At 60.1% G+C, this 26,837-nt stretch carries 23 protein-coding genes; 9 read left to right on the top strand and 14 right to left on the bottom strand.

The window, feature by feature from the left end; genetic code table 11:
• Nucleotides 1–28: 28 nt before the first annotated feature.
• Complete coding sequence (locus AXF13_RS01665) at nt 29–1,768, top strand: methyl-accepting chemotaxis protein (RefSeq protein ID WP_062251403.1); 1,740 nt, start codon at nt 29–31, stop codon at nt 1,766–1,768.
• A 585-nt stretch (nt 1,769–2,353) separates the two neighbouring features.
• Nucleotides 2,354–4,093, top strand: a complete 1,740-nt coding sequence (locus AXF13_RS01660) for a methyl-accepting chemotaxis protein (RefSeq protein ID WP_062251402.1) — start codon at nt 2,354–2,356, stop codon at nt 4,091–4,093.
• A gap of 231 nt (nt 4,094–4,324) precedes the next feature.
• On the opposite strand, the gene tnpA is transcribed toward AXF13_RS01660, so the two are convergent.
• The 8 genes from tnpA to AXF13_RS01620 all read right to left on the bottom strand — a co-directional run bounded on the left by tnpA (nt 4,325) and on the right by AXF13_RS01620 (nt 10,792).
• A complete protein-coding gene (tnpA, locus tag AXF13_RS01655) occupies nt 4,325–4,783 on the bottom strand; it encodes an IS200/IS605 family transposase (protein ID WP_062251401.1) in 459 nt (152 codons plus the stop codon).
• Nucleotides 4,784–4,971: 188 nt separating this feature from the next.
• The gene (gene ilvC / locus AXF13_RS01650) at nt 4,972–5,973 is read right to left on the bottom strand and encodes a ketol-acid reductoisomerase (protein WP_062251400.1); all 1,002 of its coding nucleotides are present in this window, start codon (nt 5,971–5,973) and stop codon (nt 4,972–4,974) included.
• 171 nt (nt 5,974–6,144) lie between these two features.
• On the bottom strand, nt 6,145–6,633 hold the full coding sequence (ilvN, locus tag AXF13_RS01645) for an acetolactate synthase small subunit (RefSeq protein WP_008685309.1): 489 nt from the start codon (nt 6,631–6,633) through the stop codon (nt 6,145–6,147).
• A 131-nt stretch (nt 6,634–6,764) separates the two neighbouring features.
• Entirely contained in the window at nt 6,765–8,456 is a 1,692-nt protein-coding gene (gene ilvB, locus AXF13_RS01640) for a biosynthetic-type acetolactate synthase large subunit (RefSeq protein ID WP_008685307.1), read from the bottom strand.
• A gap of 18 nt (nt 8,457–8,474) precedes the next feature.
• Nucleotides 8,475–8,705: a DUF465 domain-containing protein gene (locus AXF13_RS01635; protein ID WP_008685306.1), complete on the bottom strand. Its 231-nt coding sequence runs from the start codon at nt 8,703–8,705 to the stop codon at nt 8,475–8,477.
• Between the two features lie 193 nt (nt 8,706–8,898).
• Nucleotides 8,899–9,201, bottom strand: coding sequence for a YggT family protein (locus AXF13_RS01630; RefSeq protein ID WP_062251399.1), 303 nt, complete (start codon nt 9,199–9,201; stop codon nt 8,899–8,901).
• A gap of 38 nt (nt 9,202–9,239) precedes the next feature.
• Nucleotides 9,240–9,896: an HAD family hydrolase gene (locus tag AXF13_RS01625; protein WP_062251398.1), complete on the bottom strand. Its 657-nt coding sequence runs from the start codon at nt 9,894–9,896 to the stop codon at nt 9,240–9,242.
• Nucleotides 9,893–10,792, bottom strand: a complete 900-nt coding sequence (locus tag AXF13_RS01620) for a hypothetical protein (protein ID WP_062251397.1) — start codon at nt 10,790–10,792, stop codon at nt 9,893–9,895. The genes AXF13_RS01625 and AXF13_RS01620 overlap by 4 nt, the downstream gene beginning before the upstream one ends.
• A gap of 243 nt (nt 10,793–11,035) precedes the next feature.
• On the opposite strand from AXF13_RS01620, the gene pdxS reads away from it, so the two are divergent.
• The 4 genes from pdxS (at nt 11,036) to AXF13_RS01600 (ending at nt 14,256) form a co-directional block, all read left to right on the top strand.
• The gene (gene pdxS / locus AXF13_RS01615) at nt 11,036–11,917 is read left to right on the top strand and encodes a pyridoxal 5'-phosphate synthase lyase subunit PdxS (RefSeq protein ID WP_008685302.1); all 882 of its coding nucleotides are present in this window, start codon (nt 11,036–11,038) and stop codon (nt 11,915–11,917) included.
• 1 nt (nt 11,918) lies between these two features.
• On the top strand, nt 11,919–12,497 hold the full coding sequence (gene pdxT / locus AXF13_RS01610) for a pyridoxal 5'-phosphate synthase glutaminase subunit PdxT (protein WP_062251396.1): 579 nt from the start codon (nt 11,919–11,921) through the stop codon (nt 12,495–12,497).
• A gap of 136 nt (nt 12,498–12,633) precedes the next feature.
• Nucleotides 12,634–13,071 (top strand): Rrf2 family transcriptional regulator, encoded by a 438-nt coding sequence (locus AXF13_RS01605; protein ID WP_062251395.1) that lies wholly within the window; start codon nt 12,634–12,636, stop codon nt 13,069–13,071.
• 114 nt (nt 13,072–13,185) lie between these two features.
• Complete coding sequence (locus AXF13_RS01600) at nt 13,186–14,256, top strand: oxidoreductase (protein ID WP_062251394.1); 1,071 nt, start codon at nt 13,186–13,188, stop codon at nt 14,254–14,256.
• Here AXF13_RS01600 and AXF13_RS17415 read toward each other — a convergent pair.
• Both AXF13_RS17415 and AXF13_RS01595 read right to left on the bottom strand, forming a co-directional pair.
• Nucleotides 14,240–14,761 (bottom strand): transposase, encoded by a 522-nt coding sequence (locus AXF13_RS17415; RefSeq protein ID WP_083521914.1) that lies wholly within the window; start codon nt 14,759–14,761, stop codon nt 14,240–14,242. The two genes, AXF13_RS01600 and AXF13_RS17415, sit on opposite strands and share 17 nt — an antisense overlap.
• Entirely contained in the window at nt 14,668–15,018 is a 351-nt protein-coding gene (locus tag AXF13_RS01595) for a hypothetical protein (RefSeq protein ID WP_062251393.1), read from the bottom strand. The genes AXF13_RS17415 and AXF13_RS01595 overlap by 94 nt, the downstream gene beginning before the upstream one ends.
• A 616-nt stretch (nt 15,019–15,634) precedes the next feature.
• Here AXF13_RS01595 and AXF13_RS01590 point away from each other — a divergent pair.
• A complete protein-coding gene (locus AXF13_RS01590; RefSeq protein WP_062251392.1) occupies nt 15,635–16,024 on the top strand; it encodes a TraR/DksA C4-type zinc finger protein in 390 nt (129 codons plus the stop codon).
• Nucleotides 16,025–16,067: 43 nt separating this feature from the next.
• Nucleotides 16,068–17,822 (top strand): lysophospholipid acyltransferase family protein, encoded by a 1,755-nt coding sequence (locus AXF13_RS01585; RefSeq protein ID WP_062251391.1) that lies wholly within the window; start codon nt 16,068–16,070, stop codon nt 17,820–17,822.
• A 125-nt stretch (nt 17,823–17,947) separates the two neighbouring features.
• Here AXF13_RS01585 and AXF13_RS01580 read toward each other — a convergent pair whose 3' ends face one another.
• Nucleotides 17,948–18,868, bottom strand: coding sequence for an SPL family radical SAM protein (locus AXF13_RS01580; RefSeq protein WP_062251390.1), 921 nt, complete (start codon nt 18,866–18,868; stop codon nt 17,948–17,950).
• A 258-nt stretch (nt 18,869–19,126) separates the two neighbouring features.
• Entirely contained in the window at nt 19,127–20,803 is a 1,677-nt protein-coding gene (locus tag AXF13_RS01575) for a bacteriohemerythrin (protein WP_062251389.1), read from the bottom strand.
• 107 nt (nt 20,804–20,910) lie between these two features.
• Here AXF13_RS01575 and yedF point away from each other — a divergent pair, with 107 nt between their 5' ends.
• Nucleotides 20,911–21,519: a sulfurtransferase-like selenium metabolism protein YedF gene (yedF, locus tag AXF13_RS01570; protein WP_223299953.1), complete on the top strand. Its 609-nt coding sequence runs from the start codon at nt 20,911–20,913 to the stop codon at nt 21,517–21,519.
• 100 nt (nt 21,520–21,619) lie between these two features.
• Here yedF and AXF13_RS01565 read toward each other — a convergent pair whose 3' ends face one another.
• Nucleotides 21,620–22,819, bottom strand: a complete 1,200-nt coding sequence (locus AXF13_RS01565) for an iron-containing alcohol dehydrogenase (RefSeq protein ID WP_008685294.1) — start codon at nt 22,817–22,819, stop codon at nt 21,620–21,622.
• A 316-nt stretch (nt 22,820–23,135) separates the two neighbouring features.
• On the bottom strand, nt 23,136–26,141 hold the full coding sequence (locus AXF13_RS01560; protein WP_062251387.1) for a hypothetical protein: 3,006 nt from the start codon (nt 26,139–26,141) through the stop codon (nt 23,136–23,138).
• Between the last annotated feature and the right edge of the window lie 696 nt (nt 26,142–26,837).

Raw genomic sequence — 26,837 nt, 5'->3', positions numbered from 1 at the left:
ACATACTTCAACAGAGAGGAGATTCGGCATGAAACTGTCCACGAAAATTGCTTCCAGTATGGGCTTCCTGGCTGTGTTAATAGGGATACTGGGCCTGTACCTGCTTATGCAGATGACAAAAATCAATGATACAGCCACCCTCATAGCCGATGACCGCTTACCGCTTGTGGCGCATCTCGGGGTGATCAGTAACGCCTCATCGGAATTCCGCCTGGCCGAAGTCCTGCATGTTTACGCCGCTTCCGCCGCTGACAAACAGAAATATGAAGAGCGCATGGACAAATGGATAAAATCTGTCGGTGATAACGCGGAGCAGGCGGCAAAACTGATCCGCAACCCTGACACAAAACGGGCCTTCAACACCTATCTGGAAGCCAGAGCGAAATATCGCGCCGAGATGCAGAAAGTTCTCAAACTTTCCCGCGACAACAATGCCGGAGAGGCCGCGGTGCTGCTGATGGGTGAATCGCGTGAGCAATATCAGCATCTGAGCGACGCTCTGGACGTCGCCATTAAGGCGGTTATGCAAGATACCGACAAGGCCAACGCGGAGGCCGACGTGATGTACGGCAATTCACGCGCCACCGGCATAGTCCTTGTGATTCTCGCGGTCGGCGTCGCTGTGCTCCTGACCCTGCTGCTGGTACGCAATGTTCTGCGACAGCTGGGCAAGGACCCCGGCGAACTGAACGCCATCGCCCACCGCGTGGTGGACGGCGACTACGACATCGACGACGGCAGCAAAAAGATGGGGGTGTACGGGGCCACTGTGGAAATGGTCAATGCCCTGAAGCAACATATTGAAAACGCCCGGCGTGAGTCGGAAAACGCCAGAGAGCAGTCCCGCAAAGCCCAGGAGGCCATGGAACAGGCCGAAGCGGCGGGCACGGAAGCGCAAAGCAAGACCGAGGCCATGCTGGCGGCCGCCGACAAGCTGGAACAGGTGGGCAGCGTGGTCTCCTCCGCCTCCACCCAGCTTTCCGCCCAGATCGAGCAGTCCGACCGGGGCGCGGCCGAGTCAGCACAGCGTCTCTCCGAAGCGGCCACGGCCATGAACGAAATGAACGCCACAGTCCAGGAAGTGGCCAAGAATGCGGGTTCCGCTTCGGCCGCCTCCGCTGAAACCAAACAGAAGGCCGAAGCCGGAGCCGAAGTGGTGGCAAAGGCCGTGCAGAGCATTGAGCAGGTCCATCAGATGTCTCTGGAACTCAAGGGGGATATGGTCCAGCTCAACGAGCACGCCCAGGACATCACCCGGATCATGAATGTGATCTCGGACATCGCGGACCAGACCAACCTCCTGGCCCTCAACGCGGCCATTGAGGCCGCCCGCGCGGGCGAGGCCGGACGCGGCTTTGCCGTGGTGGCCGACGAGGTGCGCAAACTGGCCGAAAAGACCATGGCCTCCACCAACGACGTGGGCAACGCCATCAAGTCCATTCAGGAAAGCACGGCAAAGAGCATGACCGGCGTGGATAACGCCGTGGAGCGCATCGGCGAGGCCAATGAACTGGCTAGCCGCTCCGGCGCGGCCCTGGAGGAAATCGTGGCCACCGTGGAGGCCACCGGCGACCAGGTCAACGCCATTGCCACGGCCAGCGAGGAGCAGTCCGCCGCTTCCGAAGAAATCAACCAGTCCATCGTCCAGGTCAACGACATGTCCCGCCAGACCGCCGAAGCCATGGGCGAGGCCGCCAAGGCCGTATCCGACCTGGCCGCACAGGCCCAGACGCTCACGGAGCTGATCCGGGAGCTGAAAGAGGCCTAAGCGTGGGATTGCGGCCGGGGAGGCATGTCCCCGGCGCGCGCGAACTTCTTTGACGGCGATCATATACCAGGCGCGCCCCGTCCTAATGGCGGGGTGCGTTTTTATTTTATTTCGGTGTTTATAACTAATTATAGTAAAAAAATGTATTTTTTATTATATTTAGAAAAATAAATATAATTATTTTGTATATCATATATAATTTTGCAATCAATCATACAATAATAAAATTATATCGTAATTATGTGTCTTGATAAATTTTTATGATAAATTCTTGCATGCTGCATAAAGATATGTTCATTTATCCCGATATATAGATCATACACGAATCAACTCTCTCCTGATGCCCGATTCAGGTATCTATGGAGAACGTGAAAGGCAATTTTGTGTTTTTTCAACCAAACATACTCTGGCCCGGGCAACTGGAGCGGCGGCATACACCGTTTTTCGTGTGAAGGAGGATGTCATGAGTCAAACGCCTGCCGTGGGGAGGGTTCCATGTCCACGAAGCCAATGCCGGAAGTCTCTCCGCCATTGGCTTCGCAAGGAACCGCATCGGCAATTTACAAACGCAAAAGGAGTGAGGAGATGAAGCTGTCCAGTAAAATTTCTTTGGGCATGGGGGTGCTGACGATACTGGCGGGCATCCTGGCCTGTTACCTTCTGGTGCAGATGGACGAGATCAATGAAAACGTCACGGAACTGGCTGACCAAAAGATGCCCATTCTCGACCTGATAGGCAAACTCAACGGCGACGTGCCCCAGCAACGCATTGTGGAAATCCGTCATATTTACAGCACGGACAATGCCGTAATGGCTGCGGAGGAAAAAACCCTCGAAAAATGGCGGGAAACGGTCAACGATGAAATGGAAGAACTCGACAAGGCCATCTATGTGCCAAACGCCCGCGCAATTTTCAACCGCCTGAAAGCCGCGCGTGGAGCCTATCGTGAAGTCTCCGCACGCCTGCTTGACCTTTCGCGTCAAAACCATACCGAACAGGCCGTGGTCCTGCTCAATGACGAGTCACGCCAAAAATTTGATGCCTTCAGCGCGATTCTCAAGGAACTGTCGGACGTCACCCTGGCCAATGCACGGCAGACCAGCAAGGACGGCGACGAGAAGTACGAGAGATCCCGGGCCATCGGCATCATCCTGACCCTGGCCGCCATATTTATCGCCCTTGCGCTGACCTGGCTGATCGTGCGCAACACCGTGCGCCAACTCGGCAAGGACCCCGGCGAGCTGAACGCCATCGCCCACCGCGTGGTGGACGGCGACTACAACGTGGACGACGGCGGCAAAAAGATGGGCGTCTATGGTTCCATTGTGGAAATGGTCAACGCCCTGAAAACCAACATTGAAAACGCCCAACGCGAGTCGGAAAACGCCAAAGAACAGTCCCGCAAAGCCCAGGAGGCCATGCAGCAGGCCGAAGCGGCGAGCAGGGAAGCGCAAAGCAAGACCGAGGCCATGCTGGTGGCCGCCGACAAGCTGGAACAGGTGGGCAGTGTGGTCTCCTCCGCCTCCACCGAACTTTCCGCCCAGATCGAGCAGTCCGACCGGGGCGCGGCCGAGTCCGCCCAGCGCCTCTCCGAGGCGGCCACGGCCATGAATGAAATGAACGCCACGGTCCAGGAAGTGGCCAGGAACGCCGGTTCCGCCTCCACCGCCTCCGCCGAAACCAGGGAAAAGGCCGAAGCCGGGGCCCAGGTGGTGGCAAAGGCTGTGCGCAGCATTGATCAGGTCCACCAGATGTCCCTGGAGCTCAAGGACGACATGACCCAGCTCAACGAGCACGCCCAGGACATCACCCGGATCATGGGCGTGATCTCGGACATCGCGGACCAGACCAACCTCCTGGCCCTCAACGCCGCCATTGAGGCCGCCCGCGCGGGCGAGGCCGGGCGGGGCTTTGCCGTGGTGGCCGACGAGGTGCGCAAACTGGCTGAAAAAACCATGGCCTCCACCAATGACGTGGGCAACGCCATCAAGGCCATCCAGGAAAGCACGGCCAAGAGCATGACCGGCGTGGACAATGCCGTGGAGCGCATCGGCGAAGCCACGGAACTGGCCAACCAGTCCGGTCAGGCTTTGCAGGAAATCGTGGCCACTGTGGAAGCCACCGGCGACCAGGTCAACGCCATCGCCACGGCCAGCGAGGAACAGTCCGCCGCCAGCGAGGAGATCAACCAGTCCATCGTCCAGGTCAACGACATGTCCCGCCAGACCGCCGAGGCCATGGCAGAGGCCGCCAAGGCCGTGTCCGACCTGGCCGCCCAGGCCCAAGGGCTCACCAATCTGATCCAGGAATTGAAAGAAGCGTAACAGCAAGTTGCGGCCGGGGACAGCGCATCTCCTCCCCGGTCGCACGCGGGCGCGTTTTGGACAGTACGCGCCCGTCCGGGGAACCGGGGGCATGCCTCTGGTTCCCCCCTCATTTTGAGCATGAAAAAGGAACCCCCCGGCATAGCCGGGGGTTCTTCATATGCGCCTGTAAGGCTTTCTTACCAGCTGCGCCCTAGCAGGCGCTCTTGCGATCTGACATTTGCATTTCTGTTACTTGCGGCCCGTAAACGGGCTCCTTGGGTAGGGTAGGCTCAACTGATCGCCAAGTTTATCCGACTCCAGCTGATGCTTGATGTAATCCTGAATCTTGGCCTTATTCTTGCCCACTGTATCGACGTAATACCCACGGCACCAAAATTCTCGATTGCGGTATTTGAACTTCAAATCCCCAAATTGTTCATAGATCATGAGACTACTCTTACCCTTTAGATAGCCCATAAAACTCGACACACTCATTTTGGGGGGAATCTCAAGCAGCATGTGGATGTGGTCTGGGCAACATTCTGCCTCCACTATTTTTACATCCTTCCATTCGCACAACTTGCGCAGAATTTCGCCAATGGCGCGCTTCTTTTCACCATAGAACACCTGGCGGCGATATTTAGGCGCAAAAACAATGTGATATTTGCAGTTCCACCTTGTGTGGGCTAAACTTTTGGCGTCACCCATCGTGACCTCCTTTTGATTTGTTGACTCGCAGTTGCCAGACCGCGAGACTTTTTAACAAATCAAAAGGAGTTTTACTGACATGGGCAAAGCTGTAAGCTTTTTAGAACCCCCCGCCTAGCGGGGGGTTTTCTCCATACAAAAAAGGGAGCGCCAGAGGCGCTCCCTGAAAAAAGCCACGGGCCGTCCGCTTAGTCTTTTTTGTCCTTCTTGAGCCAGGACATCATGCCGCGCAGGTTTTTGCCCACCTGCTCGATCTGATGTTCGGACTCGTTGCGGCGGGTGGTCAGGAACATGGGGTACTTGGCACGGGCCTCAAGGATGAAGTCGCGGGCGAATTTGCCGCTCTGGATATCCTTGAGCACGCCCTTCATTTCCTTCTTCACGTTCTCATTGATCAGGCGCGGGCCGGAGACATAGTCGCCGTATTCCGCCGTATTGCTGATGGAATAGCGCATGCGCGAAAGGCCGCCCTCGTACATCAGGTCCACGATCAGCTTCATCTCGTGCATGCATTCGAAATAGGCCATTTCCGGCTGGTACCCGGCTTCCACCAGGGTTTCGAAACCTGCCTTGATCAGCGCGGAAACGCCGCCGCAAAGCACGGCCTGTTCGCCGAAGAGGTCGGTTTCCGTCTCTTCGCGGAAGGTGGTTTCAATGACGCCGGAGCGGGTGCCGCCGATGCCCTTGGCATAGGCCAGGGCCACCTTGAGGGCCTCGCCCGTGGCGTCCTGCTCGATAGCCACCAGGCAGGGCACGCCGCCGCCCTCGGTGAAGGTGCGGCGCACCAGATGGCCGGGGCCCTTGGGCGCGATGAGGAAGACATCCACATCCTTGGGCGGCTGGATCTGGCTGAAGTGGATGTTGAAGCCGTGGGCGAACAGCAGAGCCTTGCCCTTGGTCAAATGGGGCTTGATGTCGTTTTCATAGACCGCCGCCTGCACTTCGTCGGGCAGCAGAATCATGATCAGATCGGCCTGCTCGGCCGCTTCGGCGGCGGACACGGGCGTGAAGCCGTGCTCCTTGGCCAGCTCGTAGTTGGCGCCGCCGGGGCGCTGGCCCACGACCACCTTGACCCCGGAATCCCGCAGGTTCTGGGCATGGGCATGGCCCTGGCTGCCGTAGCCGATGATGGCGACGGTCTTATTTTTCAAAACATTGAGATCGGCATCCTGATCATAATACACTTTCATCTGAACATCCTCTGTAATCGCTCACGGTTAAACAAAATACATCCCTGGCCGCACACGCGGCGGGGAAATGAGGGACAAAGGCAACGGGCCCGCGGACGAAACCGCCTCGGCCCATTCCGCCGGGGAACGGAACCGCTTACCGGCTACCCATGCTCCTTTGCGGGCGGCGCGTCAATCCACCTTCTTGGAGCGGCGCATGGCCACCGAGCCGGTGCGCGCCAGTTCCTTGATGCCGAAACGTTGCAGCAGGCTGATGATGGCCTCCAGCTTGCCATGGTCGCCCGTGGCCTCGATGGTCATCTCATTGGTGCTGACATCCACCACCTTGCAGCGGAAGATCTCCACGGTGCGCAGGATTTCGCCGCGCATGGGGCCTTCGGCCTGAACCTTGACGAACATCATTTCCCGCTCCACAGCGGCGATGTCCGCAAAATCCATCACCTTGATGACGGACACGATTTTGTGCAGCTGTTTCATGATCTGCTCCAAAATCATACTGTCGCCATAGGTCGTGATGGTCATGTGCGAGACGCCTTCCTCAAGGGCAGGAGCCACGTTGAGCGAATCAATGTTGAAGCCGCGCCCGCTGAACAGGCCCACCACGCGGGAAAGCACGCCGGGTTCGTTTTCCACCAGCACGGAAAGCACGTGTCGTTGCATAGCCAACTCTCCATAGAGCAATTAACGCTTCAAACAGCCGCTGTACGGCGGGCAACGCCCGCCCGCGCCTGTTTGGGCGGCAAGGATTTGTCCGCAAATCCTTGCGGGCATTTCATGTCGTATGAAATGCCCTACACCAGCAGCATTTCATCCAGCGCCGCGCCGGCGGGCACAATGGGATAGACGTTTTCCTCGCGCTCCACCACCACGTCGATAAAAGCGGGGTTAGGCGAGGCCAGGGCCTTTTCCAGCTCGGGCAGAAGGTCCTCGGGCTTTTCAATGCGGTAGCCCTCGGCGCCGTAGGCTTCGGCCAGCTTCACAAAGTCGGGTTGGGCCTCCATGTTGGTGGAGCTGTAGTTATGGTTGTAAAAAAGCTCCTGCCACTGGCGAACCATGCCGAGATGGCGGTTGTTCAGAATGACCACCTTGACCGGCAGCTTGTAGGCCACGGCCGTGGCCAGCTCCTGAATATTCATCTGCAGCGAGCCGTCGCCGGCCACGGCGATGACCAGCTTGTCCGGAAAAGCGAACTGCGCGCCGATGGCCGCCGGAAAACCGAAGCCCATGGTGCCCAGGCCGCCGCTGGTCAGCAGGGTGCGCGGCTTGGTGAAAGAATAGAATTGGGCGGCCCACATCTGGTGCTGCCCCACTTCCGTGGCGATGATGGCGTCCCCGCGGGTGAGGTGACGCAGGGCTTCCACCACCTGCTGGGGCTTGATGTTGCCGTTTTGCTGGTAGGAAAGGGGCTTGCTTTCCTTCCACTCGGACACGGCGCGAATCCACTCGGCATGCTCGCCGGCCCAGTCCTTGTCCGCCAGCTTGGCCTCACAGATTTCCATGATGCCGGACAGAGCCTGTCGGCAATCGCCCACCACCGGCACGTCCACTTCCACGTTTTTACGGATGGAGGTGGGGTCGATGTCGATATGCACGATGCGCGCCTTGGAGGCGAAGGCCGTCAGCTTGCCGGTCACGCGGTCGTCGAAGCGCGCGCCCACGCAGACCAGCAGATCCGCGTTGTTGATGGCCAGGTTGGCGGCGTAGGTGCCGTGCATGCCCACCATGCCCAGCGACAGCGGGTCCGTGGCCGGAAAGCCGCCCAGGCCCATGAGCGTGCAGGCCACGGGGATTTGCAGCTTGTGCGCCAGCGCGGTCAGTTCTTCGGCGGCATCGGCCATGATCACGCCGCCGCCCGCCAGGAGCACCGGCCGCCTGGCCTGGGCCAGCTCCTCCACCGTGCGCCGCAACTGGTTGAGATTGGGCTTGTAGGTGGGGTTGTAGCTGCGCATGTAGATGTCTTCCGGCCAGACGAATTCCGCCCTGGCCTGGACCACGTCCTTGGGCAGGTCCACCAGCACCGGGCCGGGGCGGCCCGAGCGGGCCAGATAAAAGGCCTGGCGGATGGTCAGGGCCAGCTTGCTCACATCCTTGACCAGGAAGTTGTGCTTGGTGCACGAGCGGGTAATGCCCACAATATCCACTTCCTGAAAGGCGTCGTTGCCGATCAGCTTGGTGGGCACCTGGCCCGTGATCACCACCAGAGGAATGGAATCGCTGTTGGCTGTGGCTATGCCCGTCACCGTGTTGGTGGCGCCCGGTCCGGAAGTCACCAGGCAGGCGCCCACCTTGCCGGAGGCGCGGGCATAGCCGTCAGCCGCGTGCACAGCTCCCTGCTCATGGCGGACCAGCACATGGCGGATCTCGGGATGTCGCGGCAGTTCGTCATAAATATCGATTACCGCGCCGCCCGGATAGCCGAACAGCACGTCCACGCCTTCACGCTTCAGGGATTCAAGGAGAATCTGCGCACCTGTGCATTCCATGACCGGCACCTCAACCGCTTATTTGCTTTCTTTTTTCAGACGATCCAGGATGTCCATCATTTTGGTCTTGCCCTCCAGCTTCTGCTTCTTGAGCTGCTTGAGGGTCTGCTCTTCGGTAGGCGTACGGAAGGCCTTGCCTTCCAGCTTTCCCACCTGTTTTTCGTAGAGCACGTGGTCTTCCCAAAGGGATTTCAGCTCCGGATCAGTGGGCGCATACTTTTCCAGCAGGTCAATTTCATGCTGATCCATAAGAAATCTCCAGTGTTAGATGTTTCAGCGCGGACAATCCGCGCAAAAAGCCCGTATCGGGGCGTCCCGGCCTTGAAACATGGGAGTTTCAACGCCGCTCGGCCCGTGGGCTGTTTCCGGATTGAAAAATTCCGGCTTTCCGGCAAAAAACGCGTCAAGACGGCCGGAAGCCAAAAGGACCAACAGAAACAGCCTAATGCAGGGCAAGGGCGTACTGGGCCAACGAGGCGATCACAATGCGGTTGATCAGCTCGATAGCCAGCAACACCACCACCGGTGAGAAATCCAGGCCGCTCGTATAGGTGAAGGGCAGCCATTTGCGCACCCGGTAAAAAACCGGCTCGGTGAGGAGCCGCAGGGTCCGCACGATGGGATTGTAAGGATCGGGCCGCACCCAGGTCAGCACGGCGGCGATGACCACAATCCAGAAATAGATGTTCAGGAGCGAACCCAGCACCAGGGCTATGGCGCTCAATGTATTGGCAAGCACAATCATGCGTTCTCCGAGATACCCTTAATAGAAACGTGAATGTATCAACGCGCTGCCAGGGCCGGAGCCAGCGCGTCGCGCAACACGGCGAAATCAGGCGCGGTGATCCGGCCCCGCAGGCCGCCGCCGTTGAAAGCCGCGAATGTCACGCCGGCCGCCTCGGCGGCTTCCTTGTCATGGACGCTGTCGCCCACAAAAAGGGCATTCCGGGGCTCCATTCCCCAGGCCGAACAAATGCGCAATGCGCCTTCGGGCGACGGCTTGGGCGCGGCATTGCTCGCCGTCACCACAGGATCAAAATAGGAGGGCAAGGAGAAAAAGTCCAGAACCCTTTGGACGCCCTGGTCCGTGCGGTTGGTGGCGATGGCCATGCGCACGCCCTTGTCGTGCAGTTCGTCCGCGAACTCGCGGAAACCGGGCATGAGGCGCAACAGGGGCAGGATGTCGCGCTGGTAATTGATCTCGTCCCTGGTCACGCGGTCGATCTCGCCGTGCAGACGCTTCGGCAGGATGTGCCGCAGGGCCTGGCCCGCCGTCGCCATGAAGGAATAGGCTTCCTGCTCCGGCGTCATGGGCGGCAGGCCGAAATAGGCCAGCACACGATTGTAGAATTCGTCATTGGCCGCGCGGGAGTTGATCATCACGCCGTCGCAATCGAAAATCACGCCGCCCAGACCGTGGGAGAAAAGCGCGCCGCTCATGCCCGCCCCCAGGTCAGCCAGAGGCGTTCCTCAACCAGCGGGCCGTCCGCCCTGGCCGGGCGCGAATGCCCCAGCGCGCGCCAGAGCGGCGCGCGGGCTTCCACAATCTCCCCGGCCCGTTCCGCGGGACAGCCCAGCAGCTCCGCCCGCCGGGGCGCGGGGCTGAACTCAAGCCGCTCCAGCAGGTCTTCGCGCATGGGGCCTTCCACGGCCAGGGCCGCGTCCTCGGGCAGAAAATATGCGGCATTGGCCGCCGCCAGCCGCCAGGGCGGCACCAGGGCCGGGTCCAGAGCGATGGGAGCGCCGAGAAAAGGCAGGCCGCGCGGGCCTTCGTCCTCTTCCACGCCCAGAGCGGCGGTCAGGCTGCCCGCATTTGTCGCGTAGCGCCGGGCCAGCTCATCCAGTTCGGCCAGCCGTTCTTCCTGCAGCCAGAGCCAGAGCAGGGTCTTCTGGGCCTGTTCACGCTCCAGCCGCTCCCGGCGGGCGGCTTCCGCCGCCTGAAGGGCCGCCCTCTTCGCGGCATCCGGGCTGTCCGTTCCGGCAAGCCCGCCCAGGCCCTCCACCACGGCCATTTCGGCCATCCAGCGCGCGGCGCGGGCGTTGTCCGCGGCAGCCGCGCCCACAGGCAGGCCGGAAAGGGCAGCCACATCCATCCGGCGCAGATCCGCCAGACAGGCCACGGCCTCGCGCTCATTGAAAGGATAGTTCGCGGGGCGGTACCAGCCAGCGGCCGGGAAACCGGGATCGTCCGGCAGGCCGGGCCAGAGGCGCAGGGCCCCCGGCCAGAGCGGCGCATCGGCAGTATCAATACCGTCCGGACCGGAAGCGCTCCGGTCCAGCCCACGGGGCAGCGGCCCACGCAGAAACGGCAATCTGAGGCACAAGGTCACATTCATACTTTTTTCCTTCGAAGTTTATCAGCATAGCCGTTGCCGGGCCCGAGCGCAAGCGGGAACGCGCTCTCCGGCACGGCCCGCGAAAGCCCGCCAATGCTTGGCGGCCCGGCGCGGCGGCGCTTCCGGCATCTATTGTCAGCTGGAGGAATATCGCATATATACACGCCAGCACCGCCGCGGGCACGCGCGGCGCCAGCCAAATCACCAGCCGGGTCCCACGCCCGGCATAGAAGGAGTACAGCTATGGAACAGGGCACCATCCGCCTCAAGACCGGCCTTGCCGAAATGCTCAAGGGCGGCGTCATCATGGACGTCACCACCCCGGAACAGGCGAAAATCGCCGAGGAAGCGGGCGCCTGCGCCGTCATGGCCCTGGAACGCGTGCCGGCCGACATCCGCGCCGCCGGCGGCGTGGCCCGCATGGCCGACCCCACTATCGTCAAAAAGATCATGGAAGTGGCCAGCATTCCGGTCATGGCCAAGGCGCGCATCGGCCACTTTGTGGAAGCCCGCATTCTGGAAGCCCTGGGCGTGGACTACATTGACGAAAGTGAAGTGCTGACTCCCGCCGACGACCGTTACCATATCGACAAGCGCGACTTTACCGTGCCCTTTGTCTGCGGCTGCCGCAACCTGGGCGAAGCCCTGCGCCGCATCGCCGAAGGCGCGGCCATGATCCGCACCAAGGGCGAGCCCGGCACCGGCAACGTGGTGGAAGCCGTGCGCCACTGCCGCCAGGTCATGGACGAAATCCGCATGCTCTGCGCCCTGCCCGACGCCGAGGTGCCCAACTTCGCCAAGGAATGCGGCGCGCCCCTGGAAATCTGCCTGATCGTGCGCAAGGAAGGCCGCCTGCCCGTGGTCAACTTCGCGGCCGGCGGCATCGCCACCCCGGCCGACGCGGCCCTGATGATGCACCTGGGCTGCGACGGCGTGTTCGTGGGCTCGGGCATCTTCAAGTCCGGCGACCCGGCCAAGCGCGCCAAGGCCATCGTGCAGGCCGTGACCAACTACAAGGATTACGCCGTACTGGCCGAAATCTCCCGCGACCTGGGCGAACCCATGGTGGGCATCGAGATTTCCTCCATTCCGGATGCAGAGCGCATGCAGGAACGGGGCTGGTAAGATGGGCAAACCCTGCGTGGGCGTTCTGGCTCTGCAAGGGGCCTTCCGCGAGCATGCGGCCTCGGTGGCCCGCCTGGGAGCCGAGACGCGCGAAGTGCGCCAGCTCAAGGACATGGACGGCATCGACGCCATGATCATCCCCGGCGGCGAGAGCACCACCATGGGCAAGCTGCTGGTGGAATGGGGCATGCTCGACCCCTTGCGGCAGCGCATTGAAAAGGGCATGCCGGTCTACGGCAGCTGCGCGGGTCTGATCCTGCTCTGCCGCGAGATCGAAAACTCCGACCAGCCCCGCCTGGGCGTGCTTGACGCCGTTGTGCGCCGCAACGCCTTCGGCCGCCAGGTGGACAGCTTTGAAACCGAGCTGGACATTCCGGAGCTGGGGCAATCGCCCATTCCGGCGGTGTTCATCCGCGCCCCCGTGCTGACCGGCGTGGGCCCGCGGGCGCGTGTGCTGGCCCAGGTCAACGGCCAGGCCGTGGCCGTGCGCCAGGACAATGTGCTGGCTACCTCCTTCCATCCCGAGCTGACTCCCGATACGCGGTTGCACCGCTATTTCCTTGAAATGTGCGGAAACTGAACCGCCCTTCCCTGAACTGAAAAGCCCCCGCGCCAATGGCACGGGGGCTTTGTTATGTGACCTCCCATCAAGAAACATCCGGCAATCCTCTTGACTCTTTGAGTCATACCTGCAAAAGTTACATCCAGGTGATTCAATGAACAACGATACCAGACTTGCCGTTGCCGCGCACATCCTTGCTCTCCTTTCCTTTGCCGGAAAGGAATACAGGTCTTCCGTCCTGTTGGCTCGGAGCGTCAATACAAACGCCGTGGTTGTTCGGCGTTTGACCGGCCAGCTAAAAAAAGCCGGAATTGTGGATATCCGGCGCGGGATGGGCGGCACTACGCTGAACCGGAGGCCGGAGGATATTACCTTGCTTGATGTTTACAAGGCGGTGGTTCCGAATCCCAAGGCCACACCGTTTTATTTGCACCAAAATCCTTGCTGTGATTGCTTTATCGGCAGAAATATCCATGACGCCCTGGAGGCCCCTTTCGCCAAGGTGAACGAGGCTATGCGGGAAGGTATGGCAAAGACCACGATTGCCGAGATAGCCGAATTCATCAGGAAGCGGGAATTCAAGGAGGGGTAACATCTGAATTTGTGTATCTTTCAAGCGCCATGCAGCAGGGGTCGGTCTATTGTAGGCCATTTTTTTTGCCAACAGTTACAACAACAAAAGTTACAATAAATCAAGGAGCCAATCATGAAAAAATTGTTTGAACCCGCAATCGTGGGTGGTCTTTCTCTCAGAAATCGCTTTATCAGAAGCGCAACCTTTGAATACGTCTATGACAATGAAAATGAGGTTTTTGCCGACAGGCTCCTGCCCATGTATGAAAAGCTTGCGGGCAACGGCGTTGCGGCCATCATCACCGGCATGGTCGGCGTGGACGAAAATTCCAGGGCCGCTTCCGTCATGGTCAAGGCTTACGGACAATCCTTTGTGCCGGAACTGGCAAGACTGGTCGATGGTGTTCACGCGCTCGGCACGAAGCTGATAGTGCAGATCAATCACTGTGGACAAAAGGCGCGGCAAATTGACGGCGACGGTTCCCCTCTTGGCCCGAGTGACACGGAAAACGCAAAGGGCATGAGCCGTGACCAAATCCGTTCCTTGGTTGCCAGCTTTGCGGATATAGCCGCCCGTTGCAAAGAAGCCGGGGCCGACGCTGTGCAGATACACGCCGCGCACGGCTATCTTTTGAGCGAGTTTCTCAACCCGTATTTCAACAAACGTACCGACGAATACGGTGGGAGCATCGAGGGGCGGGCAAGGATTGTTCTGGAAGTCTACGACGCGGTACGGGAAGCCGTGGGCAAGGACTACCCCGTCTGGATAAAAATCAACTCCAAGGACTTGACCGACCCGTCCATAAGCCCGGAAGAATTCCAGTGGGTGTGCGCCGAGTTGGATAAGCGCGGCATTGCCGCCATTGAGGTCAGCGGCGGCGCTATGATCAGCCCTGAATCAGCCTCGACTCCGCTCATCAAAAAAGAAGCGGACGAGGGGTATTTTGCGCGGGAAGCCTTGAAAGTGGCAGAAAAAGTAACAGCCTCCGTGATAAGCGTTTGCGGCTACCGTACCCCGGACGTGATAGAGCAGTGGCTGAACAAGGGCAAAATTGAAGCCATTTCCTTGTGCCGCCCACTCATATCCGAGCCCGACCTCGTAGGCCGTTGGGAGCGCGGAGACATGCGGAAAGCCCGCTGCATATCTTGCAGCAAGTGTTTCAACCCGGAATTGAAGTGCATCCCGTTCAGTAATGCTTCTTAGCCTGAATTTGCGCCAGTGCCTGAGCGATTGGCTCGGGTACTGGCGATAAATCCCTTTTCTTATTCGCGGCTGTCGCGCAAAGTACCACTCGGTACCAGAAAGAACGCCATTTTTTGTCGCTGCCAAGCAACAAAAAATCCCTCGCGTCTAGATTTCTTAGGCTGGTCTGTAAGCGCGTTTTTCCAAAGCCAAGCGCCAAAGGATAATCGACAGTTTCCTGGCAACGGCGGTTATGGCCTTTTGAACAACTCCGGTATTTCGGAGCATTCTGTTGTAAAAGGCTTGTATACCACTGTCTCGCCGCTTCAACCAACAAGCTTCGTAGACGAATCTGGCCGATTGGACGTATCTTCGCAGCCGGTGTCTTCTCTCCACTGTGCCGCACGAAAGGCGCAAGCCCAAGGTAGGCCGTTACTTCTCCCCCTCGTTCAAATCGTTCAGGGCGAAAACGTTCCGTAAGAAATGAACAGGCACTATCCGGCCAACCCCCGGCATACTCCGCAATGCCGCGAGCCTTTCCTGATGAACGCTTGGGGTGTGCGCGGCCATTTTCTTCTCAAGAACGGAGAGGTTGACTCGTAAGTGGCGTAATTCCCCGAGGCAGTCGTCCAGCACGTCGCGGAGAATGAGATTTATCTCGCAGGTTGTCAGCGCATCAACGGCTGATAATGTCCACCGTTCCAGGCCGACCGGCTCTTCCAAACCGTGGAAAAGAAGGAATGCCTTTATCCTCTGCTTGACCTTACGGAGACTGTCGCCCACCTGATGGCGTCCGCGTTCAAGAGCACGGAGAGCCTCTTCCTGTCAGGTTGGGATGGTGATGGAGCGGATCATGTCTCTTGACGCTAGAACCGCCAGCTTACGGTAATCCAGGCTGTCCGTCGGCAGCCGGTGATACGGGTCGAATGATGCACTTGGTGCTGCCACCATGAACGGTATTCCGGCTTGCCGGCAACACCAAGCCCAACCGAATCCGGCCGGTCCTGACTCATAGACCAGAGCTTGAATCCTCATCCGCTGATAAGCGCATTGATACATCAAGGAGTCGTTGTCTGATCCGATTCGCCAAGATGCCGTTTGGCCGTCCTCTTGACACACGGCCACGGAATAGTTGCGCTTGTGGACATCCCCCCAACCCACACCTTTCTTCCTGAACACTCGGATAAAACTGACTCAAACTGGATATCTTCTTCTTTCCTATGTCGGCCTCTTTATACTTATGAACCAAGTTACAGCCGAAGAGATCCTTCTAGCAATCTAGTCCCTGGCCAACATGATATTTCATGTCCGCGCGAATTCACCTGACCGTCACCGTTCCGCCAAACAGCTCGGGTAGATGTGGATCATCCATAAACCACATGCGCGACGGAGGCGGATCATGGAGCACACCCTCAAAGATGTCCAAACAAAACTGGCCGAGGAACAGCAGCGCCTGGCGCATCTGCGCGAAGCCTTTCAGGTCCAGTATTGCGCCGACGAACTGGACGCAGCCGGGCTTCTGGCCACGGCGCATCTGGCCCAAAGCCGGGCAGCCCACAGCGCGGAGCGCATTCGCGGCCTGCAAAGCCTGCTGGACTTTCTGCGCCACGGCGGTCGCCCGCTCTGCGAGGACTGCGGGGAGGAAATCCCCCTGGTTCGCCTGCTGGCCGCTCCCGGCGCCACGCGCTGCCGCGAATGCCAGCAGATGCTGGAGGACGGGGAAGGCGGTCCGGCAACGGGGCTTGTGGCTGAAACCAGCTCCATGCACGGCCTCGCCGGGAATTACTGACATCCCCGCCGGGCCTTTTTCTTTTCATTCGCGGGAGAATAGTATGACAAGCAATGCCGCCGCGCTGCCCCTGCCGGGGTGGCGCAACCCTCTGGACAAGATTCTGAAACGCCTGGCCGACGGCCTGGGGCGGCGGGCCTCGGGCCTGACCCGCCTGGAAAAAATAGCTCGCCGCGTCCCCTGTCGTCCAACGTCCACGGCCTACGCCGCAGCCTGCCTGGAAGTCCTGGAAACACGCGTGGACTGCCCGCCGGAGCATTTGGCGCGCATCCCGCCGCACGGGCCGCTGCTGCTTTACGCCAACCACCCTTCGGGCGCACTGGAAGGCCTGATCATGGCCGCCCTGTGCGGCGACGTCCGGCCCGACCTGAAAATTCTCGCCAACGACGCCCTGTTGGCTTTGCCCCAACTTGCGCCCATGCTTCTGCCCCTGGACCTCACCGGCCGAGACAAAAACCGGAACGCGACCGTGCTGCGCCAGGCCGTGCTGCATCTGCGCCGGGGTGGAGCCCTGGGCCTGTTTCCGGCGGGACGGGTGGCCCGCTGGCGGCCGGGACGCGGGCTGACTGAAGAGCCCTGGCGGCCGCTGCTGGGACGCCTGAGCCGTTGCGCCGGGTCACACGCGCCGGACGGCTTGCGTCTTTTGCCGCTGAGCTTCAAGGTCCGCGTCAGCCCGCTGTTCCTGGCGACGGCCCACTGCAACGATGCGCTGGCCGGCGCGCTGCTGCCCCGCGTGCTTTGCGGTCAGCGCCGCAGCCGGGCCGGTATGCGTGTGGGCCTGCCGATCAGCGCCTCCGGTCTGGCCGGTCTGGACAACGCCCAGCGCAGTCAATGCCTGCGTCTTTGCCAGGCAGCTCTGGCGGATGCGGGCCGTCCGGCGCGGGCCGCCCGATGCAGGCCCCTGGCTCCGGCCCAGGGCCCGGCGGCGTTCATGGCCGCATTGGCCGCCCTGCCCTCCAACCGCCGATTGGCGGACGACGGTCGCTACGGCGTATATCTTTTGCAGGGACACGAATCGCCGCCGCTCCTGGACGTTCTGACCCGGCGGCGCGAGGAAGCCTTCCGCGCTCTGGGCGAAGGCTGCGGCCGGGAGCGGGATCAGGACCGCTACGATGCTCAATACGAGCATCTTCTGCTGGTGGACGAGAAGAGGCAGGCTCTGGCCGGAGCTTACCGCACGCGCCTGGTGCGGCCGGAGCAGGCGCGGACCTGCACGCAAGACACGCTCTACACGGCCTCGCTTTTCCGCTTCAAAGCGGAATTTTTCCGCCAGTGCGGCACTGCCCTGGAATTGGGCCGGGCCTTTGTGAGCAATGAATATCAGCGCGACTACGCGCCCCTGCTTCTGCTCTGGAAAGGCATCGGACAGCTGGTCCTGCGCTACGGCGTGCGGACGCTCTTCGGGCCGTCCAGCATAGGCCTCAACTACCGGCCCCAATCCGTGGACCTGCTCTGGCGGCATCTGCGCCTGCGCCACTGGCACGCCCCACTGGCGGATCTGGTGGAGGGACGGCGGCCCCGCGCCCTGCGTGAAGAGCTGCCCTTCGCGCGCGGTCTGGACTACGCCGCGGTGAACAACCTGGTGCGCCAGATGGAGGGCGGACGCGCCCTGCCCATTCTCTTCAAACACTATCTTCAACTCGGCGGGCGCATCGCGGCCTTCCATGAAGACCGGCGCTTCGGCACTCTGGACGCCCTGTTGGTGGTGGACCTGCTCAACGCCCCGGACAAACTGCTGCGCCGCTACGTGGGCGATGAGGGCCTGCAACGCCTGCGTGACCGCATGTGGTACGCATAAGCATTGATTCTCCGGCAGACCGCCGTATGCCCCGGCGGTCTGCCGGGCCGCGCGAAAAAATCGCCTTGCCGAAAATGCGAGCCTGCCTGCGGCCGGATTGGGAGAGCCGCCCGTGCAGGAGGTTTTTATTTCCCTCCGATAGGCAAGGCCGTACCCGGGGAAGCCGCGTTCAGCATACTGTACAGGCTTAGTTGCGCATTGCCTTGTTTTTCCTCAAACGCATTCAGATATTCAAATATCTTCTTGTTATCATGCACAATGCCGTTTTTTTCGCAAATCTGATGAAATAATTGCATCAGAATTTTATTATCGGGGCTGGCAAGTACATATCGCGTGCCGTACTCCTGTATATATTTTTCTTTCATACACGGAAACAGCCGGTCCAATTGACTGTAAAAATATTCCCGGCTTCCCTCACGGAGCGTCATCCCCATACCAAAACAAATAATGCCGTAAACCTTTGCCTCGATACAATACTCTAAAATACCTGTTATATTTTCTTCAGTGTCGTTGATGAAGGGAAGAACAGGACAAAGCCATACAACCGTCGGGATACCAGCATTGCGTAGCCGCTTTAGCACTTCAAAGCGTTCACGCGTCGTACTGACGTTTGGTTCAAGTTTTTTGCACAAGCCCTCATCATAGGTAGTTAAGGTCATCTGAACAACGCATTTTGTTCTTTCATTTATACCTGTCAGCAGGTCTAAGTCTCTCAAAACGCGATTTGATTTTGTTATCAGTGTGAATCCGAAACCGTATTGATAGGCCAATGACAAGGCTTCTCTGACATTCCCGAGTTCATTTTCAAGCGGAATATAGGGGTCTGTCATGGAGCCGGTAGCCAGCATGCATTTTGAACGTTTCCGTTTAAGAGAATTTTCTAATAATTCAAGGGCATTTGACTTGACTTCAATATCTGCAAAATCATGTTCCAGATGGTAGCATTTGCTCCTTGAGTCGCAGTATATGCAGCCATGAGAGCAACCACGATACAGATTCATCCCGTTTTTTGCCGACAGAATCCCCTTGGCAGCAACAAAATGCATTGCGTATCCCCAGCTGATGAATATTCCGCCAAATAACGCGACCGTGCTTTAAACCTGACTTTTCCATTTGACCGGCAGTATTCAGCTCTGCCTGTCTGTGACAATTTCCGATATGTTTCAGACCCGGCTACCGGCAACCAGCCCCTTTTCTTACAAGAAGCAGGCTCATTCTCAACCGCTCCTGATAAAACGCCCAAGCGCCCGAATCCATATCCGAGCGCTTGGGCGTTACTGAAAAATTCCGAGAGGTGCGGCCGCCTACCTATCCTTTTCGACCATATCCTGAATATAGGGCAGATAGGTGGGGTCCGTGCCCGCGATGTGGTTGATGAGCCAGTCCTTGAGGAAACTCAGCAGATCCATGCTCACCGTGGCGGTGCCGTTCTTGAGCTGGGCCTCGAACTCGTCCAGCTTTGCCACGAACTTCCGGTGGATGGCCTTGTGTTCCTTGGTGCCGGGGTACTGCGAAGGCACGAAAATCTTTTCCTCGTCGCTGAAATGCGAAGCCGTGTAGTCCCGCAATTTCTTTACAATGGCCTGAAGCTCCACGCCGGTGCGGTTGTTCTTCATGGCCCGGTACAAATCATTGATGTAGTCGCAGAGGCGGCGGTGCTGGCGGTCGATGGCCGGTACGCGCAGATCCAGCTTGGGCGTCCACTGGACGAATTTGTCCGAGGCGGCGGCCTGGGCGTAATCGCCCGTTACCAGGGCATTGACGATCATATCCAGCTCTTCCATGCCGCTCTTGAAAGAAAGCAGGGCCGCCGTGAATGTTTCCATGTTGGCCGCTGTGCGTTCGGCCACGTGGCGGATCTCTTCCAGGGCCTCGTTAGTCTGGGTGCTGCTTTCGGACTGTTCAGCCGCGCCCTGGGCGATGATTTTCAGATGTCCGGCGGTCTCTTCCATGCCGCCCACGATCTCGCGCATGAAATCCCCGGCGCGGGAGGCCCGCTCCGCGCTCTCTACGGTCAGCCGGGCGGCCTCGTCCACGGTTTCCACATTGAGGCGGGTTTCTTCCTGAATGGCGTGGACCGCCTCTTCCACTTCCTTGGTGGCACCCATGGTCTTTTCGGCCAGCTTGCGCACCTCGTCGGCCACCACGGCAAAGCCGCGCCCGGCCTCGCCCGCGCGGGCCGCCTCAATGGCCGCGTTGAGCGCCAGAAGGTTGGTCTGGTCCGCCACTTCGTTGATGACGTTCATGACCTGGCCGATGTCACGGGCCTTTTCGCCCAGTCCGGCCATGGCCTCCTTGAGATGCAGAATGGTGCTCTTGACCGTTTCGATGGCATCCACGGCGCCGTGCACTTCCTTTTCACCGGTGACGGCCTGACCGCGCGAGGTCTCGGCATTGTCGGAGACTTCACGCACGCGGCTGGAGGATTCCCGCGCGGCTTCGGCCACGCGCTCCATGGCGCCGCCGGTTTCGCCCAAACGCACGCGTTGCACTTCCACACCCTTGTCCACATCGGAAACCAGTTGCGAAAGATGCCCCACATCCGTGGACAATTTGGCGCAGACGCTGTGGGCCTTGTCCAGCACAGGAGCGCTCTGGGCCAGCTGGTCGGCCAGTTCGCGCTCATGCCCGCGCGCGGCGTCCAGCTCGGCCCGCAGGGCCTCCGCTGCCTCGCCCAAGGTCCGGGCCTCGCTTGCCGCGGCTTCCCGCTCCTTGTGGCGGGCCTCGTTCATCGCCTCCAAGGCCCGGTGCACGCGTTCCAGGCCGCTCCCTTGCGGCGCCGGGCTTCCCTCGTCGCGCAGGCTGTCGACAAACGCGGACAAAGCGGCCTGCTTTCGCCCGGCGGCCAGCCAGAGCCCCAGGTCCGCCGCGGCGCATGCGGCCAGAATCGCCAGCAATATCCAGAACAACGCGCCTTCCGGCCGCGCAGCGGCCAGCCCCCCCGCCAGCAGAAGAATCACGGCTTGCAGCAGAATCCCCATACGCCCACCATCCTCTCCAAGTTTACCTTGCTTATCGACTGCTTTGAAAATAGGCTTAGCCTTATTTTTCTTAAATGGCAATAATTCTCAACAATATGGAGACCGCTATGAAATTGCTGAATTGCCGGGGCATGGCCTGCCCGCAGCCGGTCATCCGCAGCCGGGAGCTTGTGGATGCCGGGACAGCGGAACTGGAAGTTCTGGTGGACAACGAACCGGCCGCGGAAAACGTGGAACGTTTTCTGCGTGGCCGGGGTTATGCCGTGGACCGGGCGAAAGAAGGCGACGGCCTCTGGCGGCTTACGGCCCGCGCCGGAGAGGGAGCCGCTGTGGGAGCGAATCCCGTAAGGGCGGAAACGGCTTCCGGCCTGGGGCGCGAGGCCGGAACTCTGATACTGATAACCACGGAAAGCCTGGGGCGGGGCGACGAGGGCCTGGGGGAAAAATTGATGACCAATTTCCTCGCCACCCTGCCGGAACTGGGATCGCGCCTCTGGCGTCTGGTCCTGCTCAACGGCGGCGTAAAGCTGGCGGCGCGGCCGGGCCCGGCCCTGGAGGCGCTGCAAAGCCTGGCCCAAAGCGGCGTTTCGGTGCTGGTCTGCGGTACCTGCCTGGCCCACTACGGCCTGCTGGAGGCCAAGGCCGTGGGCGAAACCTCCAATATGCTGGATATCGTCACCAGCCTGGACCTGGCGGACAAGATCATCCGGCCCTGAGCGCTCCTTTTGCGGCGCGGGACGCGGGTGCGAAAAAACGGCATAGCTCACAGAGCTATGCCGTTTTGTTATTCAAGGTCAGGCGTTACCGCCGGAAACGCTACAGGGCGGCCTTGTAAATGGCGGCCACAGCCTCGTCAGTCATGATGCGCGGGTTGGTCAGGGTGCAGGCGTCCTTCTGCGCGTTGCCGGTCATGATCGGGATATCTTCCTCACGCACGTCCTTGCCGTATTTCTTGCCCAAAGCCACGAGGCCTTCGGGAATGCCCACGTCCTTGGACAGGATGTTGATGGCGGTGATGGCTTTCTGCGAAGCGTCCGTGGAACTGAGGCCGTCGGTGCGCTCGCCCAGCAGGCGCGCCACACGCGCGAAACGGCGGCGGCTGGAGATCAGGTTGTACTGGCAGACATGGGGCAGCAGAATGGCGTTGCATTCGCCGTGCGGCAGGTCGTAGAAACCGCCCAGCTGGTGGGCCATGGCATGCACATGGCCGAGACTGGCGTTGTTGAAGGCCATACCGGCCAGATACTGGGCATAACACATGCCTTCGCGGGCTTCCTTGTCTCTGCCGTTGGCCACGGCGCGGCGCAGATAGCGGTTGATGTATTCAATGGCTTTTTCAGCGCAGGCGTCGGTCATGGGCGTGGCGGCGGTGGAGACGTAGGCTTCCACGGCGTGGGTCAGCGCGTCCATGCCGGTGGAGGCGGTCAGGGCCGGGGGCATGCCCATCATCAGCAGCGGGTCGTCAATGGCGACGCTGGGGGTGCAGCGCCAGTCGACGATGCACATTTTCACCTTGCGGGAGGTATCGGTAATGATGCAGAAGCGCGTCATTTCCGAAGCCGTTCCGGCGGTGGTGTTCACGGCCACATAGGGGGGGAAGGGCTTGGTGGATTTGTCCACGCCTTCATAGTCATGGATTCTGCCGCCGTTGCCGGCCAGGAAGCCCACGCCCTTGCCGCAGTCGTGCGAGCTGCCGCCGCCCAAGGTGATCAGGCTGTCGCACTTTTCCTTTTTATACACTTCAAAGGCCGCATCCACGTTTTTATCCTGCGGATTCGGCACGGTCTGGTCGAAAACGGCGTAGGGCATCTTCGCATTGTCAAGAATATCCGTGATCTGCTTCAGAATACCGGCTTTAACGATGCCCTGGTCAGTGACGATCAGCGGTTTGGTACCGCCGATGCTTTTCAGGCGCGCGGGAATTTCCTTGGAACAGCCCTCGCCCACCAAGGTGACGTTAGGGATGAAGAAGGAGGTAATCTGCCCCATGTGCATGCTTTTGACATCGGTGCTCATCTACGACTCCTTAATGTTGCACGGTTCTCCCACACTGGGAAAACCTGTAATAATAAGAAAGATATCTTGTAAGAAGAATACCTCATGCAAAACAACGTGGCAAGGCGTCTCTTGCGAAAAAGTCGTGTTCTTTTTGGTACAAGCATGGAATGTTCAAACAAACAATAAATTGTTTCAACAAAGCTGACGTGTTGGCGTAACGGGGAGAAAGAATTTTTTTTCACGTAAAGGCTGGAGACCGGGACAAAGCGTCCCGGTCTCCGGCCGAGTAACGCCCGCGCGCCGTTGCGGCGCCGCGCGATTCAGGCGGATGTAATCAATGGAAGCAGCCGGGCTCGCGCATCCTGCCCGGACGGCAGAGCCTGGTCAGGCTGCGCAGATACTGCTTGCGCTTGTCCAGAAAAAAGGCCAAAGGCCGCGAAAAATTGCGTCCCAACAGGCCGTCCACCAGCATCTGGCTGATCTCGCGCTCACGGGTGAGCACCAGTTGGGCGCGGGCCAGCACATTGCGGTCGGCTTCGGGCATATTGCGCACCATCAGGCGGAAGGCGTCCTGCGCGCGCGGCTGGTAAAACCAGAAATACATGAAATCCAGGGCATTGATGATGAAAGCCCTCTCCAGCTCCCGGCCTCTCGCCCCGCCGCGCCCTTCAAGGCCGCCGGGCCGGGCCAGCTTGATCAGGGCCTCTTCCTGGGGAAAGAGCAGCTCCAGCCGGGTATAGCAGGCAAAGACATTGCTCACCTTGCTCTTGTAGTCCCAGCGGCGCATGCGCAGGTTGACCTGACTGTCGGCATAGCCTTCGATCAGAGCCGCCACCGTATCCGAAGCCATCTTGGAAATCACGGCCGCGCTGGGCACCAGATAGAGTTCGGGATTTTCCACCCCGATGCCCAGCATGCCTTCATACATCAGAAAGTCGTAAAGCGAGGAAACCGGAATGGCCAGAGCGCTGCGGAACAGATTGCCGATGGCTGCTTCCTTGGGGAAGCCCCGGAACACATTATGGGCAAAGATATAAAAGCCGTTGACGATGTTCAGCACGGTGAAGACCAGGGTGGGATTGCCGTCCACGGTCACGCCCAGACCGTCCTCCAGCAGCCAGACGCGCACCATCACTTCCAGCAGCAGCACGGAAATGCCGGTATACATCAGCGAATCACACAAGCGGCTGATGCTGACCTGCTCCTTCCAGTGGATGAGCGTGCCGCGCGTGGCCCCCTTGGCCGCCAGGACCATCTGGACCACATTGCGCACGCCGGTGATGCCGAACCAGATGAAGGTGCCGAACCAGGCCAGAAACCACCAGTCCTGGGTATAGAGAAAGGAAAAAAACGCCGGAATGAAGCCCAGCAGCACCTTGAGCCAATTGCTGACCGCGCTGTTCAGATAGGCGAATCCGGGCCGGGCCGTATCGCAGGCTCCGTTTTTACCCAGCAGGTTGTTGCCCGTGACCAGGTTCAGGCCGCCCAGATTGGCAACATTGCCGTTGGCGCAGACCCGGCAGTCCTCGCTGGCGGTCTTCCACTCACGGCGCCGTTCCATGCCCAGGTGGCGGCAGCCCGGCAGACGGCGCAGGCGCGCTCCCAGGCGCTGCCAGAACGTGGGGTTCTCCGGCGCGCGGAAGGTCAGGCGCTCCTCCACCGGCGAACAGATGGGGATGGGCCGCGTGTGCCGCTGTTTGCGTTTCAGTTCGGCCAGCGAGCGCCGGGGCAGGGTTTCCTTGAGCACCAGGCCCATGCCGAAGGAGCGGCGGCTGGCCGAGCTGGTGCCCAGGCGCGACTTGAGCGGGTTATGGCGGTAGTGCTCCCACAGCTTGGGCAGATTGCGCAGAATCTCCCGGAGTTTCACGGCGCGGGCGTCGTCGCCCCGCTGCTCCGTATGCCGGATCATCTGGCGCACCATCTGCTTTACACGCGGCCCCAGACCCAGATTAAGGGCCCGCTGCAATTCGCCGATGGCCCCGATGTCGGTCATCTTGCCTTCCATCCAGCCCTTCATATTGAAGATTTCCAGATGGGTGACGGCACCCCGGCAATCCCAGAGCAGTTCGGCCACATCCTCGACGTTCAGACCGGCGGTGCCGAGCACCAGGCGGTAGCCGGGATTGAGCTCCTGAAGTTCGCGCGTCAGCTCATAGGGCGAAAGACGCAGCAGCGCGGGCATCTCCTCCGTCGGCGCGGGCCGGTTCAGGTCCGGCAGCTCCGGATGCTTGGCGGGCGAGAGCCAGTTGTCGGTAATCGCGTCCGGGCCCAGGTTTTCCAGAGTCTCCAGTTCGGCGCGGACGGCTTCGCCCTCCTGCCCGGCCAGCTTGGCGGCGCGCTCTCTGGCCGAGGGCAGCACATGCCGGTGCAGGCATTCGGCCAGATGCAGGGCGGACGGCTGGCCCCGGCCCACAAAACGCAGGAAATCCTCCACCGTGAGTTCCGGCACGGGCACGCCCCAGGCCTCGGCCAGTTGGGGACGCTGGAGCTCGTTCCAGGCGGCCAGCACCCGCAGCACGCGCTCCCGCCGCCAGCGCAGCACTTCCCGCCCCTGCGCCATCATGGCGGCCACCTTGGGACTGTGCAGGAATTCCAGAAAATCCTCATTGGAACTGAAGCCGCGCGGAATCCAGAACAGGCTGGCGAAGCGGTCGTAAAACGGCACCTGGAATTCCAGGCCGATACGCACGGCAATGCCGGTGATTTCCGCCGCACGCAGGATTTCCCTGGCCGCCTCCGGGTCCACCCAGTACTCATAGGCCACGGTGAGGGTCCGCAGGCCCTTGATCCAGGCGTCCATGATCAGGTGGGTAGGGGTTTTGCGGCCCTTGGTGTTGGCGTCGTAAACGTGGTCGTCAAAAGCCAGCTGGTTCCAGGTTTCAGGCATTTCCGGCAAATGGTAGCGGGCCAGCATGCGCCGCACCACCCGGGGCGTGCCCTGGACCACGCGGCGGAAATCATGCGCCAGCTTGAGCTGGGCCAGCCGCTGGCCGTGAGCGCGCACCATGCTTTTCATGATCTGCATGAGCACGCGGGCCGTATTGCGGCGCAGGGCCGAATGCGCGCTGTTGAGCACCTCGTCGTAGAGGGTCTGCAAGGCCAGCAGACGATCCCTGGCCTGGGTGCCCCCGGCCTCCAGGTTGCGCAGCAGGTTGATGACCGCGTAGGCCATGCGCGACACCGGCGTGGCGACCATTTCCTTGATGCCGTGCGGATGCAGATTGGGATCAAACAGGCAATCTTCGGAAGCTCCGCAATGGGATTCCAGAATCCGGTTGACCAGAGCCAGGATATCCCTGTCCTGTTTGTCGAAATATATGTCGCTCCATCGTTCCGCCACGCTTTGCTCCCTTCAGGCTGGTGTCGCTTGACGCGACACATGTCGCAAATCCGCAAGGGGTTGCGCGCCGCCGCAGGCGGCGTAAGCACAGCAAAAACCACGTTTTTTGCTGTGTTATCTTCACGCTGAACCGACAGGTGAGGCGTGATATCTCACTAGGGGCTGTTTCTAAATTGTCCTTTCACCCTCTGCCTGTGTCAGGCTCGCCCCGTGCGAATGTCGAACATGTTGAATATACTCCCTCCGCCCAGGACTCGCCTTGCTTTAGTCGTTGCGACGAAGGAGCTTTAGCCGTAGGCAAACCTTGTGAGCCGTACGGATAAAGACAGCAATTGGTTACGCAAAATGTGATCCAGGGAAATTGCTGTCTCTATCCGTAGCGATGCTGTCTTGATCCGTATAACACGGCTTCGCCGTGAACGGCTCAAGCAAGCCGCCGACGCGCCAACGGCCAGCGCCCTTGGCAGAGAATGAAAATTCTAATTTAGAAACAGCCCCCAGGGCATTTCCACTGAAATGCTCGTTTACGGCGGGCAAAGCCCGCCTGCCCGCATTTCGCGGCAAGGATTTGTCTGCAAACTCTTGCAGAGCGGTTGACGCATTTCATGCGTGAACCGCTCCAGGTCAATGCTGTGACCCCACATCCGCAACGCTGACGCTCGGCGGGCCCGCCCCGGCCGGAGACGCGGAAGCGGC

The organism is Desulfovibrio fairfieldensis (genome assembly GCF_001553605.1).
Lineage (GTDB): Bacteria > Desulfobacterota > Desulfovibrionia > Desulfovibrionales > Desulfovibrionaceae > Desulfovibrio > Desulfovibrio fairfieldensis.
This window is presented reverse-complemented; position numbering and strand designations above follow the sequence as displayed.